General features: G+C 70.9%; 14 protein-coding genes and 3 pseudogenes. 6 read left to right on the top strand and 11 right to left on the bottom strand.

Annotation, left to right across the window (positions count from 1 at the left end; genetic code table 11):
* Window positions 1-51: 51 nt before the first annotated feature.
* Window positions 52-912: a universal stress protein gene (locus SLUN_RS35410; RefSeq protein WP_108153994.1), complete on the bottom strand. Its 861-nt coding sequence runs from the start codon at window positions 910-912 to the stop codon at window positions 52-54.
* Entirely contained in the window at window positions 909-1,814 is a 906-nt protein-coding gene (locus SLUN_RS35405; protein ID WP_170146636.1) for a universal stress protein, read from the bottom strand. Before SLUN_RS35405 ends, SLUN_RS35410 begins: the two co-directional genes overlap by 4 nt.
* Before the next feature lie 232 nt (window positions 1,815-2,046).
* Between SLUN_RS35405 and SLUN_RS35400 the strand changes: the two genes are divergently transcribed.
* From SLUN_RS35400 to SLUN_RS41790, 6 genes and pseudogenes are all read left to right on the top strand, one after another.
* The gene (locus SLUN_RS35400) at window positions 2,047-2,673 is read left to right on the top strand and encodes a CBS domain-containing protein (protein WP_108153992.1); all 627 of its coding nucleotides are present in this window, start codon (window positions 2,047-2,049) and stop codon (window positions 2,671-2,673) included.
* Between the two features lie 42 nt (window positions 2,674-2,715).
* A pseudogene (locus tag SLUN_RS35395) lies at window positions 2,716-3,113 on the top strand (DUF4389 domain-containing protein); the annotation flags it as partial.
* A gap of 130 nt (window positions 3,114-3,243) precedes the next feature.
* Window positions 3,244-4,131, top strand: a complete 888-nt coding sequence (locus SLUN_RS35390; RefSeq protein WP_175313953.1) for a universal stress protein — start codon at window positions 3,244-3,246, stop codon at window positions 4,129-4,131.
* A 22-nt stretch (window positions 4,132-4,153) separates the two neighbouring features.
* Window positions 4,154-5,143, top strand: coding sequence for an Acg family FMN-binding oxidoreductase (locus SLUN_RS35385; RefSeq protein WP_108153991.1), 990 nt, complete (start codon window positions 4,154-4,156; stop codon window positions 5,141-5,143).
* A gap of 112 nt (window positions 5,144-5,255) precedes the next feature.
* Window positions 5,256-5,384, top strand: a pseudogene (locus SLUN_RS41795) (hypothetical protein); the annotation flags it as partial.
* Window positions 5,374-5,595, top strand: coding sequence for a hypothetical protein (locus SLUN_RS41790; protein WP_254710202.1), 222 nt, complete (start codon window positions 5,374-5,376; stop codon window positions 5,593-5,595). The pseudogene SLUN_RS41795 and the gene SLUN_RS41790, both read left to right, overlap by 11 nt.
* Here the strand turns inward: SLUN_RS41790 and SLUN_RS41785 are convergent.
* The 9 genes and pseudogenes from SLUN_RS41785 to SLUN_RS35345 form a co-directional block, all read right to left on the bottom strand.
* Window positions 5,592-5,756 carry a hypothetical protein gene (locus SLUN_RS41785; RefSeq protein WP_254710203.1) on the bottom strand — a complete coding sequence of 55 codons (165 nt, stop codon included), beginning with the start codon at window positions 5,754-5,756 and terminating at the stop codon, window positions 5,592-5,594. The genes SLUN_RS41790 and SLUN_RS41785 overlap by 4 nt on opposite strands.
* Before the next feature lie 65 nt (window positions 5,757-5,821).
* On the bottom strand, window positions 5,822-6,403 hold the full coding sequence (locus tag SLUN_RS41780; protein WP_170146530.1) for an Rv1733c family protein: 582 nt from the start codon (window positions 6,401-6,403) through the stop codon (window positions 5,822-5,824).
* A gap of 540 nt (window positions 6,404-6,943) precedes the next feature.
* Complete coding sequence (locus SLUN_RS35375; protein ID WP_108153990.1) at window positions 6,944-9,367, bottom strand: glycoside hydrolase family 65 protein; 2,424 nt, start codon at window positions 9,365-9,367, stop codon at window positions 6,944-6,946.
* Between the two features lie 2 nt (window positions 9,368-9,369).
* The gene (locus SLUN_RS35370) at window positions 9,370-10,137 is read right to left on the bottom strand and encodes an HAD family hydrolase (protein ID WP_108153989.1); all 768 of its coding nucleotides are present in this window, start codon (window positions 10,135-10,137) and stop codon (window positions 9,370-9,372) included.
* Window positions 10,134-10,292, bottom strand: a pseudogene (locus SLUN_RS35365) (type I glyceraldehyde-3-phosphate dehydrogenase); the annotation flags it as partial. The gene SLUN_RS35370 and the pseudogene SLUN_RS35365, both read right to left, overlap by 4 nt.
* A 43-nt stretch (window positions 10,293-10,335) precedes the next feature.
* Complete coding sequence (locus SLUN_RS35360; protein WP_108153988.1) at window positions 10,336-11,211, bottom strand: universal stress protein; 876 nt, start codon at window positions 11,209-11,211, stop codon at window positions 10,336-10,338.
* A 46-nt stretch (window positions 11,212-11,257) separates the two neighbouring features.
* Complete coding sequence (locus SLUN_RS35355) at window positions 11,258-12,136, bottom strand: universal stress protein (protein ID WP_108153987.1); 879 nt, start codon at window positions 12,134-12,136, stop codon at window positions 11,258-11,260.
* Between the two features lie 288 nt (window positions 12,137-12,424).
* Window positions 12,425-14,992, bottom strand: coding sequence for a putative PEP-binding protein (locus SLUN_RS35350; protein ID WP_108153986.1), 2,568 nt, complete (start codon window positions 14,990-14,992; stop codon window positions 12,425-12,427).
* Window positions 14,993-15,019: 27 nt separating this feature from the next.
* Window positions 15,020-15,931, bottom strand: coding sequence for a universal stress protein (locus tag SLUN_RS35345; RefSeq protein ID WP_108155112.1), 912 nt, complete (start codon window positions 15,929-15,931; stop codon window positions 15,020-15,022).
* Window positions 15,932-15,966: the final 35 nt, after the last annotated feature.

Genomic DNA, 15,966 nt, shown 5'->3' with positions numbered 1-15,966 from the left:
ACGATGTCCAGTGAGACGGATCAGGTCATGGCGTGTGTCGCGGGCCGCCGTTCACAGCGCGGGAACCGTGATCACCGGGCAGCGCGCCCGGTGCAGCACGCCGTGGACGACCGATCCCAGCCGCATGCCGGTGTATCCGCCTCGGCCCCGGCGGCCGACCACGACGGCCAGTGCGTGCTCGGAGGCCCGCGCAAGCTCCTCGACCGGATGCCCGCGGACCACCTCGTGTGTCAAGGCCACATCCGGGTACTTCTCCGACCAGCCCGCCGTTGTTTCCGAGAGCAGCCGTCGGCGCTCCTGCACCGCCTCCGCCTCGTCCGTGAATGAGACCACCGGGGGCGGCCACACCCAGAGGGCACGCAGGCCGGCCCCCCGCAGGCTTGCTTCATCGAAGGCCTGGGCGACGGCGGCGCGCGAAGCCTGGCTGCCGTCGACGCCGACAACCAGGTAGGGCGGCTGTTGCGTCACATGTTCGGGCTCTCCCACGACGACGACCGGACAGTTCGCCTGTGCGCTGACAGGCACCACCACCGAACTCGCGCTGAAGAACTCTTCCGCCCGGCCGAGCCGACGCGAGCCGAGGACCACCATCCGGGCCTGCGCCGACTGCCGGCAGAGCGCCGGGGCGGGAACCCCGTCGAGCAAGTCCGTGATCACCTCAATCTTCCCGTGCCGCTCCCGTATCCAGGAGGCAGCGGACGTGAGCGCCTCGGCTCCTCGACGCCGCAACTCGATGTGGTGCGCGGCGACATCGGCGTGGCGTGTGTCGTGCGACGGCGGCACGGCCAGCAGCAGCCGAAGGGCAAGGTGCCGGCGATGGGCCTCGTCGGCGGCCCATGCAAGTGCGGGGCGGCACTGGTGCTGCGGGTCGACGCCGACGATCATCCCGCGGCGGTCTGCGAGGTCTGTCACTTCTCCTCCCGGTGTCGCTTGCTCTCGCGCGGAATGAGCTCCACGGGGCATTCGGCGTGGTGGAGAGCCGCATGCGTCACCCGTCCCAGCGTGGGGCCGAAGGCATCGGGCGGCCGTCGGCCGCCCATGACGAGCAGGTCGGCCTGGCGTGATGCCTCGACGAGAGCCCCGGCCACGGACGCGCCCTCTTCCACATCCGCGGTCACGGTGAGCTTGGGAAATTCGTCCCGGATCCGGTCGGCCACCGCCGAAACACCGTGCAGGTGCTGCTGGGCGATCTCGTCGACGTCGTCCAGCATGGTGGCCACCAGGCCCACGTACCGCAGCACCTGCCAGACGCTCAGCAGACGCAGCGATGCCTTGCGGAGTTCCGCGCCGCGCGCCGCGTGCCGGACGCAGTCGAGGTCGTCCTCGTCGCGGACGGCGGCCACCACCACACCGGTCTCCGCCCCTTGCGCTGCGCCCCTGACCACCACGACGGGGACCGTCGCGCCCGCCGCCACGCGGAGTCCGACGGAGCCGAGCAGCAACGCGGCGAACCCTCCGTAGCCGCGGTTCCCCACGACGATCGTGCCGTGGTTGCCGGCAGCGTCGTGCAGGCTGACGGTCGGCTCCCGTTGGCTCAATTCCTTGTTGATCTGCAGTTCGGGGTACTGCTCCCCCAGCCGGTCCGCCGTGTCCTTGAGCACGTCGCGCCCGCGCTGGCGCACGCGTTCAACGGTCTCGACCGAGGCGTACAGGGCCCTCCGGTAGGTGTCAGCGGCGTACAGGAGGCGCAGCGCTTTTCCTCGCCGGTCGGCCTCGGCCGCGGCCCACTCCGCAGCCGTCGCCGCATTCGCCGAACCGTCCACGCCCACGACCACCATTCCGAGTTCCGGGCCGCCCATAGTGCTGCTGCCCATGACTCCTCCTCGCCGAGTTCCATCGGGGATCACTTCTCACGGTGTCACCACGAGATCAGCATGGTGAGGGCCACAGGGGTCCGTGGCAGGGCCGAAGGTCCCTGTCCGGCCGAGGCTGATCCATTCGGTCCGCTCCGAGGACCTCTCGGCCCTGTGCACGCGGGCGGGATTCGTTCCATGCTTGCACTCAGGACTGCCTGATCCGGCACGTGATGGAAAGGACTGGCGCGCCATGAGACACCGCAGTGTCGCGGACCTGATGTCCCCCACGGCCGTGAGCGTGCAGCGGGGCACCCCATTCAAAGAGATCGCCCGCCTCCTCGACGAATTTGGCATCACCGCCGTACCGGTGATCGAAGATCACGAGCGGCCGGTCGGAGTCGTCTCCGAGGCCGACCTGCTGCGCAAACAGACATCGAGAGACACATCCAGCGTGGCCGAGGGACTGATGTCCAGTCCGGCGATCGTCGCGCAGCCGGGGTGGAGCGTGGTCCGGGCGGCCAGGGTCATGGAGAAGAACAGGATCAAACGGCTGCCCGTCGTCGACGAGTCGGGCCGTCTGGTCGGCGTGATCAGCCGCAGAGACCTCCTGCAACTGTTCCTGCGGCGGGACCGGGCGATCCAGGAGGAAATCCTTGAGGACGTCGTAACCCACACCCTTGGGCTGCCGCCCTCTGCGCTGACGGTCGAGGTCACCGACGGCAGAGTCACTCTCAGCGGCACCGTGGCGCGCAAGAGCCTCATCCCCATCACCCTGCGGCTGTGCGAGAGCGTCGACGGAGTGGTGGACGTGATCGACCGACTCGTCTACGACGTGGACGACTCGGCGGCAGCGAAGGCCGGCGACCGCCATGTCTGAGGTCACCACGACCGATCTGTACCAAGTGACGATGGCTCGTGCTACGCGAACGGAGCACTGGGCACCGACCGCTACCCGCCGTTCAGCCTCGGCGAGGAACCCGGCTATCCGGCGGGCTGGACAGCGCCTACCCGGAGCGTCTGTCACGGGGCCTGGTTCTGGTGAAGTGGTGGCTGCTCGCCATCCCGCACTACATCGTGATCGGCTTCTTCATGGGCGGCGTCCGCGCCGCATGGAACGTGGGTCTGATCTCCGTGTTCGCCGTCACCGCGGCCGTCGTCCTGGCCTTCACCGAGAAGTATCCGCGCGGCCTCTTCGACCTGATCATGGGGCTGAACCGGTGGGTACTGCGGGTCGTTGCGTACGCGGGTCCGATGAGGGACGAATACCCGCCGTTCCGGCTGGACACGGGTGGCGCGGATCCGGCCGGCCGGCCGTGATCGGGGGAGGTCCCGCGGGGCAGCAGGGCCGGTCGGTCCCAGCGGGGGCCCCTCGGCCCCTCCTGTCACGGCAGCCGGACCATGACGCTGGAGCTGTGGCCGCACGCGCGGCCCGGAGGAGGTCCGCACCATGACCCGCAATGTGACCGTCGGCCTGGACGGGTCGCCCGAGAGCCTGGCCGCCGCCGCATGGGCTGCCCGGGAGGCATTGCTGCGCGAAGTACCCCTGCACCTTGTTCACGCGGAAGAGTGGCCCACGACTGCGGCAGTACCCATGGCCGGCCCCGAAGTCCAGCAGCGATGGGCCGACAAGGTCCTGGCCGATGCCGCCGACGAGCTCCGGGAACGCCATCCCGGACTGGAGATGACTACACGACGGCTCTCCGGAAGGCCCGCCGCCGCCCTGCCCATCGAGGCGGCTGACGCGGAGATGCTGGTGCTCGGCTCCCGGGGGCTTGGCAGCATCATGGGCTTCCTCATCGGCTCGGTCGGTATGGCCACGGTCAGCGCCACCGAGCAGCCGGTCGTGCTCGTCCGGGCACCCAAACACCAGGGCAAGGAGCCCCGGACCGGATCCGGCGACGCCGAGCAGCCGGACACCGCGTCCGCGTACCGCGACGTGGTGGTCGGCTTGGACATTTCCCAGTCCTGCGACAAGCTCCTGGCCTTCGCCTTCGACGAGGCCGCACGGCGTGGCTGCACACTGCGCGCCGTACACGGCTGGACGCTCCCCCTCGTGTACAGCTACGCACCCATGCTGGAAGTGGGCCGGCAAGTCGAGCAGGCCCTCAGCGACATGCTGCTGCCATGGCGGCAGAAGTTCCCGTCGGTGCAGGTTGTCGAGCGGGCTCTCATCGGTTCGCCTGCGCAGCAGTTGGTGTACTCGGCGGCCGACGCCGATCTGGTGGTCGTCGGCCGGCGCCTGCGCCGGGCTCCCCTGGGGGCGCACATCGGTCCCGTCGCCCACGCGGTGATGCACCACAGCGCCGCACCTGTCGCCGTCGTCCCCCATGACTGACCCCTCCCGGCAGGAGGATCAAGTGCCCTCACCACCGCTCGACCCGACCACCGTGACAGCCCTTGTCGAGGACGCCACGGCAGCCCCGTCCATGCACAACGCACAGCCCTGGAAGTTCCGGTACCTGAGCGGCACCGGAAGCATGGAGCTGCGCGCCGATCCGGAGCGCACGATGCCCAAGTCGGACCCGACGCACCGTGCCGTCCATCTCGGGTGTGCCGCCGCGCTGTTCAATCTGCGGGTGGCCGCCGTGCACGCGGGCCGGGAACCGGTCACCACACTGCTCCCCGACCCCGCCGATCCGTGGCTGCTGGCCGAGGTGAACCTCGCCGAACCCGCGGGCCCTGAGCACGATCTCGCCGTGCTCCACCCCGCTGTCCGCAAACGGCACACCAGCCGCCACCCCTTCACCGACGAGGAGATCCCGGACGACATCCTGGACGGGCTGCGCGGCGCCGCCCTGCTCGAAGGCGCCCGGTTGTACGTTCCCGACGCATGGCACGTGAAGTCCGTGCTGAGCCTGGTGCATGACGCCGAGGGCCGTGAAGCGCTCCACCCAGAAGTGCGGGAAGAGATGGCACGCTGGACCGACACGGGTGCCAAGGGCGACGCTTCGCGGCGGGAAGGAATCCCCGCATATGCCTTCGGCCCCCGTCAGCACGATGTCACCGCTCCCATGCGGGACTTCGCCGGCTGGCATCCCGTTCCCGGCCGTGGCTCCGCCACCTTCGAGAAGCAGCCCCGCCTCGCTCTGCTCGGTACGGCCGGCGACCGGCCGGAGGACTGGCTGCGAGCAGGTCAGGCGATGGAGCGAGTTCTGCTCCAGGCCACGCTGGACGGGCTGGTCACGTCCCTGACGTCGCAGGCCCTCGAATGGCCGGAACTGCGGTGGGCCGTACGCGACCCGGGGTCGGCGATGGGTCACGTACAGATGGTGATCCGCCTCGGATACGGCCCCGAAGGTCCCGCGACCCCGCGCCGGTCGGTGGGCGATGTCCTCGACATCACGTGACCCGTACCGCTGCCCGGCCGGCCTTCCGGGTCGGCGCGCAGGGACGCGGTAGTGGCCATCCCGACGGATGTACTGACTCCTGGCGGCTCCGGCGGAGAAGTTCCGGCGGCGGATGCCGACGGCCCCGCCGTACGGACCCTGTCGCCCACCGGCGTGTACTCCGCTCTGGACACGTCGCCCCGGCCTGACGGCCGCGGCAGCCGACGCCAGGCTCCGGCGGTTCGGGTCCGATGAACTCCCGCGCGCAGCGCACCCGGCCATATGGCGGCAACTGGCGGCCCAGTTTCACGGACCTCTTCACGGTCGTCCTGCTCATCGCATCGGCGATCACATCCCTCGCGTACACACTCCAGGAGCCACGGGACCCCGGCACACTGCAACTCGCCGTGGCGATCCTCGGCGTGGTGGTCCTGAGCGCGTCCATCGGGTTCGCCCAGGAATACTCGGCCTAGCGGACGGCGGAGTCGCTGCAGGCGATGGTGCCGCACACCTGTCGGGTGCTGCGCGACGCCGTGCTCCAGGAACTGCCCGCGCGGGAGTTGGTGCGGGGGACGTGGTGATTCTCGAAGCCGGGGATGCGGTCTCCGCCGACTGCCGCCTGGTGGAGGCGCACGACATCACGGTGGCGGCCAGGCAGGCAGGGCCGCCCGGCCACCGTAGAGGAACGGCCGGTCCGGATCAGGTGGTCCTGCGCCGCCACGCCGGGCCGACCTCGTCCCACTCCTGCGCCCACTGGTCCATGCGGATGCGGTCAAGACGCCCGCGCGCGGCGCAGCCGACGGCCACCACCAGGCCACCCCAGGCGCCGAGGGCCAGTGCTCCGGCGGCAACCGCCTGAGCCGCCACCTCCGCGCCGACGACCGGCGGCGTGGTCGGAGTCCCCCAGCGGTCCGTCCAGAACACGATCTTCATTCCGGCAGGGCCGCTTGCCTCGATACTCACCGTCGCGGTACGGACCACGCCGTATCGGTCCCGCCAGCGCACCGGCGCCAGGACTCGCGACTTCATGCCGTCTGCCGCGGGCATAGCCGCCGGCACGGCCTCGGTGAGCACGGCCTGGACGGCGTAGCGTTCCGCCCGATGCCGCTCTTGGGTGTGCACGACGGCCAAGCCCGCTGCGAGGGTGACGGCTGCTCCGCCAACGACCGCCAGCACCCATACGCCCAGCACGATCCAGGCCTCGACCACGTCGCTGCGGCGCCTGAGCGGGCTGCGCCGCCATCGCCAGAACCTCGTACTCGTACGCCCGTTGCTCCTCATCTTGACTCCACACCCCCTGGTGAGCGGGGACGAACGTGACACTCCGGGCCTGTACCCGTGAACGGCGGGCGAGCCATTGACGAACGGGCCGTAAAGATCCAACCATCGCCCGCCCAAAGGCCGTTCAGTCCTCCTGCGCCCGAAGCGTCGCGTCCCGGTGGGGCACGACAGCCACTGGACATCGCGCGTGGTGCTGCAGGACCGCGTGGGCGTCAGGTCGTTGAGAGGCTGATTCCGGGCTTCGGCCTCGCCTGCGGCCCAGAGCACTGTCCTTGTCGCATGGGCCAAACCGTCCGTGCCGACCACGACGCGCCCGGGTGTCCCGTACCAGGCGCCGAAGCGCTGCCGGCCATCGTGTCCTCCTCCTCGTGTCGCGATCGCCGGGGGTGACATCCGCTCACGCTGCCACGGTGCCCGCGAGGCCGGGAGTGCCTCTCAGGCCCAACGTGGGGGCCGAACGTCCCCCTCCGGGCGGAGAGCCGCACCCAGGTGCTCGTGCTGCCCGCGACAGTGGCTCGGCCTGCGAAACCGGCGACGCGGTCACACACTGTGCCCGGTGGCCGTCGTACCGTCCTCATCCTGGCGCTGCTCCTGGGGCAGGGTGAGCGTGCAGGATTCCCCGGGCGCCACCGAGACCGTGCGGTCCGGCAGGGCGATGTCGATCGGTGAGCGGTCGGATTCGGGCACAGTGATCTGCAGCTCCCCCGCGCGCAGCCGGAGCCGTACGCCCCAGTGGCCCTGGTAGCGGATCGCGAAGCCGTACTCCGACAGCTCCGGCAGCGGCACCGGGTTGAGCCGCAGCGCGCCGCCCCGGGTCTCGAGGCCGGTCAGTCCTCGTTGCACGAGATCGAGGGTGCCGGCCATGGCGCCGAGATGAATGCCCTCGCCGGTGGTGCCACCCTGCAGATCGGCGATGTCACTTGCCAGTGCCTCCTGGCAGAACGTCCAGGCTTCCGCGCGCCGCACTCTCGCCAGCACCCAGCCGTGCACGAGGCTGCTGAGCGTCGAGCCGTGGCTGGTGCGTCGCAAGTAGTAGTCGACGGTGCGCTGCCAGATGGTGTCGTCCACCTCGTGGCCGAGCCGACGGAAGAGCCCTTGGAGCTCGGCCGGTGAGAAGAGATAGCCGAGCATCAGCACGTCGGCCTGTTTCGATGCCTGGTAGCGGTTGACCGTGTCGCCCTCGGCCTCCAGGATCCGGTCGAGGCGCCGGATGTCGCCGTAGCGGTCCCGGTAGCGGTCCCAGTCGAGTTCAGCGAGCTCGCCATAGCCCTCGAACTGGCTGATCACCCCGGCATGGAAGGGGACGTGGAGCTTACGGGAGACCTCCTCCCACGTGGCGGGTTCGCCGTCGTCGAGCCCCATGCGCTCGGCCAAGTCCCGGCGGCGCGGTTCCGGGAGAGAGTGCAGCACGTCGAGGGCGCGGGCGAGCACCCATGCCGCGGCGACATTGGTGTACGTGTTGTCGACGAGGCCCGGTTCCTTCGCCTCGGGATAGGCGTCGTGGTACTCGTCCGGGCCGACGACTCCGCGGATCCGGTAGCGGCCGAGCGTCTCGTCGTACGCCGCCGCGTCGGCCCAGAACCGGGCGATCTGCAGCAGCATTTCGGCGCCCTTGGTGTGCAGGAACTCCGTGTCGCCGCTCGCCTCGCAGTACTGCCACACGTTGTACGCGATCGCCGATCCGACGTGGTGCTGGAGCCTGGAGTGGTCGGGCAGCCAGCGCCCCGAACGCGGGTTGAGGTGTAGCTGCTGGGTCTCCTCCCGGCCGTTGCTGCCGCTCTGCCAGGGGTACATGGCCCCGGCGCGTCCGGCGTCCCGGGCCGCGAAGCAGGCTCGCTCCAGGCGCCGGTGGCGATAGGTGAGCAGAGCCCGTGAGACCTCGGGGAAGTGGAGGTTCAGATAGGGCAGGACAAACAGTTCGTCCCAGAAGACATGACCGCGGTACGCCTCGCCGTGCAGTCCCCGGGCCGGGACTCCGACGTCGAGGTCCGCGGTGTGCGGGGAGAGCGTCTGCAGGACGTGGAAGAGGTGGAGCCGCAGGACCGGGCCCGAGCTGTTCGGCACGTCGAGTTCGGCGGTGCGCCACAGCTGGCGCCAGGCCGTGCGGTGCGAGGCCAGCAGGGCGTCGAAGTCCGGGGCACGGCTCACCCGGTCGACGGCGGCGTGCAGCGGGTCGCTGATCGCCCGGTCCCGGGAGGTGTGCAGGGCGGCCGTCTTGTCGACGGTGACGGTCCGGCCCGCGGCCAGGGGAAGGCGCAGGACGTGGGCAACCCGCAAGTCCTCGTGGCGGATGGTGGGCTCGGCCGGGACGTCGGCCACGGTGCGGGCGGCCAGGCCGACCCGGATGTCCGAGGTGCTGGTGCGGCAGCGAAGCCACATGGTGTCCGACGCGGAGGTCCCCGTGTGAACGTGGGTGAGATGACGGCCGGCAAGCTGTCCGTAACGCTCGACGCCGGTGTTGGCAACGGCGCCGTCGAGCGCCGACTCGACCTCAATCTCCCCGGACCATCCCTCCGCGGTGAACTCGGTGCGCAGCAACGCCAGATGGGGGTGAGCCATGTGGACCAGGCGCAGCTGTCGCACCCGGAGGCGCCGGCCGTCCTCGTCCTCGTACCGCAGCGTGCGCACCAGGGCGCCCGCACGCATGTCCAGCGCCTGGTGATGGTCGAGGAGCCTGTGGGTGTCCGGGGAGAGCCAACTCCCGGAGCCCGTACGGAAACGCAGGGGCAGCCAGTTGGGCAGATTGGCCATGTCCTCGTTCTCGAAGCGCCGTCCCGCCACGTCCGAGATCAGCCGGTTGTAGCAACCCGCCGCATACGTGCCCGGATAGTGGACGGAGTCCGCCGTGCACTCGGGGGCCGCGCCACGGGTCGCGAAGTAGCCGTTGCCGAGGGTGCACAGCGACTCGCGCAGGCGCTCCTGTGCCGGGTCGTAGCCTTCGTACTCCCAGGTCCAGTCACGCATCGTCAACCCTTTTGGCAGTCGCTGTCGGTGAGAAGTTCCGCGAGGTCGCGGACCACCACATCCGCGCCGTGCCTGAGCAGTTCAGCACGCGTCTGTGGCGTACGCGCCCGGTCCACGCCGACCACCAGGCCGAAGCCACCGCGGCGCCCGGCCTCGACTCCGGCCAGAGCGTCCTCGACGACAGCGGTACGGGAGGCTGGGACACCAAGGCGGCGGGCCGCCTCCAGGAACAGCGCGGGATCGGGTTTGCCGGGCAAGTGCAGGCGTGCCGCTTCCCCGCCGTCCACCAGGGCATCGAAGAGGTCCAGCACTCCCGCGTGTTCGAGGAGTTCGCGGGCGTGCCGGGAGGCGGAGGCGGCGGCCAGGGGTACGCGGGCGGAGCGCAGGGCGTGCAGCAGCCGGACCGTGCCCCTGTAGGCGTTGACGCCGTGTTCCCGCAACCGTGCGGTGAACAACCGCTCCTTGCTCCCGGCGACGGCCTGCAGCTCCGCGTCGGGCAGCCGCAGCCCCCGGGACTCCAGGAAGGCCGCGGCACCGTCCATCCGTGACTTGCCGTCGACGTACCGCAGATAGTCCTCCCGCACGTCGAAGGGGTGCCGCTGGGCGGGATCGGCGGGCGGGTGATTGCGCAGGTAATCGTCAAAGGCCCTCTTCCAGGCGGCGGCGTGCAACCGCGCGGAGTCGGTGATCACTCCGTCGGTGTCGAGGACCACGGCCGCCATACCCCGCAGCGCGCGGGGCATGGCTGTGTTGGGCTGTGTCGGATTCATGAGTCGTCGGCCACCATGGCGGGGAGTTCGAGGAGCCGGTTGCTGTAGCCCCATTCATTGTCGTACCAGCCGAAGACTTTCACCTTCTCGCCGTTCGCCTGAGTCAGGGCGGGGTCGAAGACGCACGAGGCGGGGTCCCCGATGAGGACGCGGGCGGCGCCGGTGCTGGTCGGAATGATGCCCAGGGCGCTCATGTCGTCACGCCCGTTGCGGTACGACGGCCACGGGGCACACGGAGTGGTGCAGCACCGCGTGGGCGACCCGGCCGAGCTGGAGTCCAAAGTGCCCGCGCCGCCGCTGGGCGCCGACAACCAGCAGATCTGCCGCGGCCGAGGCGTTCATGAGCACCATGCGGGCGGGGCCCTCGGCCGTTGCCCGGTGCAGCTCCACGGTGGGGTGGTCCGCTACGGCTTCACGTAGCGCCGCTTCGAGGATCTCCGCGGCCTGGCTTTCGTGGTAACGGGCGGCGTCTTTGGCGACCAGAGGATGGTCGACCGCCTCGTGCGCGGGGCGGCGCCACGCCCGGATGGCGTGCAGGGCGGCCCGGCGCCTCTCCGCCTCGCGGAACGCGAAACGCACGGCGGCCGAGCCCTCCGGGGGTTCATCGACGCCGAGGACGATCCGCCGGTGCGTGCCGCTCTGCGGGTCGTGGTTGCCGCGAATGACGAACACCGGGCAGTTGGCGCGGGCGGCGACTGCCAGGCTGACCGAGCCGAGCAGCATCTCGGCGAGTCCGCTGCGACCGTGCGAGCCGGTGACGAGGGCGGAGGCGTTGCGGCCCTCGCTCAGCAGGGCGCTCACCGTGTCCTCGGGCAGGATGTCCGTCTGGATCTTGAGGTCCGGGTCGCGGCGGCGGGCGCGTTCCGCGGCGGTACCGACGATGTTCTCGGCCATGACCCGCTCCGTGGGGCGTCCCAACTCCTGTGCGAGCGCGGCCCCTTCGTACCGTTCCCACATCGACGCGTTCACCAGGCGCAGCGGCACACCGTGCAGGGCCGCCTCGTCGGCCGCCCAGTCAACGGCCCGCAGGCTGGACTCGGATCCGTCCACGCCTACGACGATGGGCAGCTCCATTGTCCCCACCTTCTTTCTTCTCGTTCGGAGTGCGGACTTCTTGGGCTCAGTCGTGGGGGACCACCGCAACGGGCGAGGTGGCGTGGTGCAGCACGGCATGTGTGACGGGCCCGATGTGGGCGCCGAGCGGCGAACGGCGAGTACGGCGGCCGACGACGACCAGGGACGCGTCTCGGGAGGCGTCCACCAGGTGGTTGGCGGGTTTGCCCGATCGCGACCGCTCGATGACCTCGACGGCGGGGAACTTCTGCCGCCAGGGGCGCAGCGTCTCGGCCAGGGAGTCCGCCTCCTGGGCGGCCAGTTGGGCGTTCATCCTTGGGTCGGCAGGAAGTCCGTATGCGAAGTAGGGCGGCAAGTTCCAGCCGTGGACGACGTGCAGGGCGGTGGCACGGCGCGCAGCCGCGTCGAAGGCGAACTCGATCACGGAGTCGTCCGGGTGCTCGGTGTCGAGGCCCAGCACAACGGGCCGGTTCGCGGTGGGACCGGGCGCGCGCTCGTCCTCGGTCTTCTCCTCTGCCCGTACGAGGACGACGGGCCGCTCCGTGTGGGCCACGGTTGCCATGCCGACGGACCCGACCATGAATCCGGCGACGCCGCTCAGGCCACGGGAGCCCAGGACCAGCAGCTCGGCGCCCCGGGCCTCGTCGGGCAGGACGGTACCGGGCCGGCCGGCGACCTGATCCGCGGTGATCTCCACGTCGGGGTGACGGAGCCGCAGCTCGTCGGCCGCCTCGCGGGGAATGCGCTCCGCCCAGTGCTGCGGCGTCTCGCCGCCCAGGAGCGGAGCCTGAATGTAGGGCTGCGGTTCCCGGACGTTGACGAGCCGCAGTGGCAGTCCGCGCAGCCGCGCTTCGCGGGCGGCCCATTCGGCGGCGGCCAGGCTCTCGTTCGAGCCGTCCAGGCCGACGGTGACGGTGCGGGACATGATGCGTACCTCCTGGGTGGCGGGCGGATCTGTCGGACGACCCACTTCCAGCGTCGTGGGCGGGGCGGGCGTCTTGGAGGGGCCGCAGGTCCCCGGCCGGGGCCGACCGGCCCATACCTGGGTGGTCGGCGGCCGGAGACCGGCAGCCCCCTCTTCGGAAGATGGCACAGGGGTCAGCGCAGCCGGCCAGGCTCAGTGACCACCCGGCGAGCCACGCCCGCGAACCCTTGCTCTCCGACGAGTTCACGCCCTGCCTATTCCGCAGATAGGCCTGATGGCATGGGCTGCTCAGGCCGACCGGCCCTCGAGGGCGGCGCGTCCCGCTTCGAGTCGGGCGACCGGGACTCGGAACGGGGAGCAGGAGACGTAATCGAGTCCGACGTCGTGGAAGAAGTGGATGGAGTCCGGGTCACCCCCGTGCTCGCCACAGACGCCGATCTTCAAGCCCGGGTGGGCTGCGCGGCCCTCTTCGACGGCTATACGGATGAGCCGGCCGACGCCGTCCCTGTCGAGCGTCTCGAAGGGCGAGGTGGCGAAGATCCCCTGGTCGAGGTAGGCGGGGAAGAACGAGGCTTCTACGTCGTCCCGGGACAGGCCCCAGGCGGTCTGGGTCAGGTCGTTGGTGCCGAAGGAGAAGAAGTCGGCGGCCTCGGCAATACGGCCGGCGGTCAGCGCGGCGCGAGGCAGTTCGATCATTGTGCCGACCGGGCACCGCACAGCGATGCCGGATGCGTCCGACACCTCGGCGAGGACGCGCTCCGCGGTGGCCCGTACGATCCGGAGCTCCTCGGCCGTACCGACCAGCGGGACCATGATCTCGGCCCGTGGGTCGCCGCCGGCCCGCGTTCGCTCCACGACGGCCTCGGCGATCGCTCGTACCTGCATCTCGACCAGGCCCGGGACGACGAGCCCGAGGCGCACGCCGCGCAGCCCGAGCATGGGGTTGCTCTCGTGCATGCGCTCCACGGCCGCCAGCAACCGCCTGTCGCGGTCGGTCGGGGCGGTGGCGACGCGCACGGCGAGTTCGGTGCGGTCGGGCAGGAACTCGTGCAGGGGCGGGTCGATGAGGCGGATGGTCACCGGCAGGCCGTCCATGGCGGCGAGGATTCCGGTGAAGTCGCTGCGCTGGAGCGGCAGTAGGGCGTCCAGCGCCGCGCGCCGCCCGGCCTCGTCCTCCGCGAGGATCATCGCCTCGACGAGGCTTCGGCGCTCGCCCAGGAACATGTGCTCGGTGCGGCAGAGCCCGATGCCCTGGGCGCCGAAGCGCCGGGCACGGGCCGCGTCCTCGGGGGTGTCGGCGTTTGCGCGCACCTCCAGTCGGCGCACGGCGTCGGCCTGTTCGAGGGTTCGGGCCACAGCGCGCGTCAGCTCCCCGTCCTGCTCGCCGGTCTCCAGGAAGCGCGCCACCGGCGATTCGGTGAGCGGCAGCGCGCCGAGGTGGACCGTGCCCGCCGTGCCGTCCACGGAGATCACCTTGCCTTCGGTGACCACGGTCCCGTCGGCCGCGGTGAACTGCCGTGCCCCGGGGTCCACCGCGAGTTCCTCCGCCCCGCACACGCAGACCTTGCCCATGCCCCGCGCGACGACGGCCGCGTGGCTGGTCTTGCCGCCCCGGCTGGTCAGTACCGCCTCCGCAGCGATCATCCCCGGCAGGTCGTCGGGCGTGGTCTCACGCCGTACGAGGACTGTCTTCTCCCCGGCCGCGGCGCGGCGCACGGCTTCGGCGGAGTCGAACACGGCCGCTCCGACCGCCGCGCCCGGCGAGGCCGGGACACCGTGTGCCAGCGGTTGGCCGGTCGCGTCCTCGTCGAAGCGGGGGAACATCAGCCGGGCGAGCTGGTGCCCGCCGACCCGGGTCTGGAGCATCCACAGCGTGCCGCGCTCGATGGTGAACTCGACGTCGCACAGGTCCCGGTAGTGGCGTTCCAGGGTCCGCAGGTGGTCGCCGAGCTCCAGATAGGAGGACGGGTCGAGGCGCTTGAGCTCCTGGAGGGGTACGGCGTTGCGGATGCCCGCGACGACGTCCTCCCCCTGCGCGTCGGACAGGTAGTCGCCGTAGACGCCGGGCGCTCCGGTGGCCGGGTCGCGGGTGAATGCGACGCCCGTGCCGGAATCGGGACCGAGGTTGCCGAACACCATCACCTGGATGTTGACGGCGGTGCCCAGGTCGTCGGGAATGTGCTCGCGCCTTCGGTAGAGGCGGGCGCGCTCGCCGTTCCAGGAACGGAAGACGGCACGGATCGCCTGGTAGAGCTGCTCGACCGGGTCCTGTGGGAACTCCTCGCCGGTCGCCTCCCGGATGAGCGTCTTGAACTCTTCGGCCAGCACGGCGAGATCGTGCGCGTCGAGCCCGGTGTCGCTCGCCACGCCGCGGTCCGCCCTGTGCCGGGACAGGGCGTCCTCGAACAGCTCCGGGTCGACGCCCAGCACCGTGCGGCCGAACATCTGCAGCAGCCGGCGGTACGAGTCCCAGGCGAACCGCTCCTGCCCGGTCGCCTGGGCGAGTCCGCGTACGGATGCGTCGCTCAGGCCGATGTCGAGGATCGTCTCCATCATGCCGGGCATCGAGAACCTGCCGCCCGAACGCACGGACAGCAACAGCGGGTTGTCGCTCTCGCCCAGCCTCCGGCCGACGCGCCGCTCCAGATCCGCGAGTGCCCGTGCGACCTGCACCCCGAGCTCCACCGGTTCTTCGCCGGTGGCCAGGTACTCACGGCAGGCCTGCGTGGTGACGGTGAACCCCGGGGGCACGGGCAGCCCCAGCCGAGTCATCTCGGCCAGGTTGGCTCCCTTGCCGCCGAGCAGGTCAGCCATCTCACGGCTGCCCTCGCCGAATCCGTACACGTACTGCCTCATGGGTCTCGATCTCCTGCAGGGGGTGGGTCAGACGTGCGGGACGACGGCCACGGGGCAGCCGACGTGGTGCAGCACCGCATGGGCGACGGGGCCGATGTGGATGCCAAGGTGCCCGGCGCGGATGTGGCGCCCGACGACGACCAGGCCCGCCCCTGTCGAGGCGCGCGTGAGCTCGGAGGCCGCCCGGCCTTCGGTGACGGTCCCGGTGACAGTTACCTGGGGGAACTTCTCCCGCCACGGGTGCAGCGCCGCACTCACGGCGTGTTCGTGCTCGGCGAGCAGTTCCGGGCCGGGCGTCGGGACGAGTTGGTCGATGGCGGCAAACGGGGGCGGGGCGCTGAAGGTGTGGATCACGCGCAGTGCGGCACCACGGTGCTGTGCGGTGTCGAAGGCGAATTCGATGAGTTCGTCGCAGGGGCTGCTGGTGTCGAGGCCGAGGACAATGTTGCGGTACGGGGTCTTGACCGAGTCCCGGTCCGGGGAGGCTCCCTCCGGGGCCGGGAACTGTTCGTCGGCCGCTTCCTCACCGGCGCGTACGAGGACCACGGGGCGCGGCGCCCGCGCGACGACCGCCTGGGACACCGAGCCGACCAGGAACCCCGGGACGCCGCTGAGTCCTCGGGACCCGAGCACGAGCATCTCGGCCTGCTCGGCCGCCGTGAGCAGGGCGGTGACCGGCGATTCGGCCACCGACTCGTCATCGATGCGCAGCGCGGGGTGTGAGGCACGCACGCTGTCGCTCGCCTGGCTCAGGGTCCGGTGCGCCCAGTACCGCTGGGTCGTGCCGGCGGGCACGTAAATGGGCGGACGCGGCTGCCACTGCCAGGCGTGCACCAGCCGCAGCGACAGGCCGCGGCGCAGAGCCTCCCGGGCCGCCCAGTGCGTTGCGGCGAGGCTCTCGGGGGACCCGTCGATTCCGGCGACGACATGTCGATGCATGATCCGCACCTCCTGTGCAGGGCTCCGCTTCGTGC

It is taken from the genome of Streptomyces lunaelactis (assembly GCF_003054555.1).
Classification (GTDB): domain Bacteria; phylum Actinomycetota; class Actinomycetes; order Streptomycetales; family Streptomycetaceae; genus Streptomyces; species Streptomyces lunaelactis.
Note: the sequence above shows the minus strand (reverse complement) of the source record. Positions and strands in the feature narration are given on the sequence as shown.

Coding starts and splice junctions, on each gene's coding strand:
- SLUN_RS35405 (WP_170146636.1), bottom strand. CDS start 1,814: ATGGGCAGCAGCACTATGGGCGGCCCGGAACTCGGAATGGTGGTCGTG.
- SLUN_RS35400 (WP_108153992.1), top strand. CDS start 2,047: ATGAGACACCGCAGTGTCGCGGACCTGATGTCCCCCACGGCCGTGAGC.
- SLUN_RS35390 (WP_175313953.1), top strand. CDS start 3,244: ATGACCCGCAATGTGACCGTCGGCCTGGACGGGTCGCCCGAGAGCCTG.
- SLUN_RS41790 (WP_254710202.1), top strand. CDS start 5,374: ATGAACTCCCGCGCGCAGCGCACCCGGCCATATGGCGGCAACTGGCGG.
- SLUN_RS41780 (WP_170146530.1), bottom strand. CDS start 6,403: ATGAGGAGCAACGGGCGTACGAGTACGAGGTTCTGGCGATGGCGGCGC.
- SLUN_RS35375 (WP_108153990.1), bottom strand. CDS start 9,367: ATGCGTGACTGGACCTGGGAGTACGAAGGCTACGACCCGGCACAGGAG.
- SLUN_RS35370 (WP_108153989.1), bottom strand. CDS start 10,137: ATGAATCCGACACAGCCCAACACAGCCATGCCCCGCGCGCTGCGGGGT.
- SLUN_RS35360 (WP_108153988.1), bottom strand. CDS start 11,211: ATGGAGCTGCCCATCGTCGTAGGCGTGGACGGATCCGAGTCCAGCCTG.
- SLUN_RS35355 (WP_108153987.1), bottom strand. CDS start 12,136: ATGTCCCGCACCGTCACCGTCGGCCTGGACGGCTCGAACGAGAGCCTG.
- SLUN_RS35350 (WP_108153986.1), bottom strand. CDS start 14,992: ATGAGGCAGTACGTGTACGGATTCGGCGAGGGCAGCCGTGAGATGGCT.
- SLUN_RS35345 (WP_108155112.1), bottom strand. CDS start 15,931: ATGCATCGACATGTCGTCGCCGGAATCGACGGGTCCCCCGAGAGCCTC.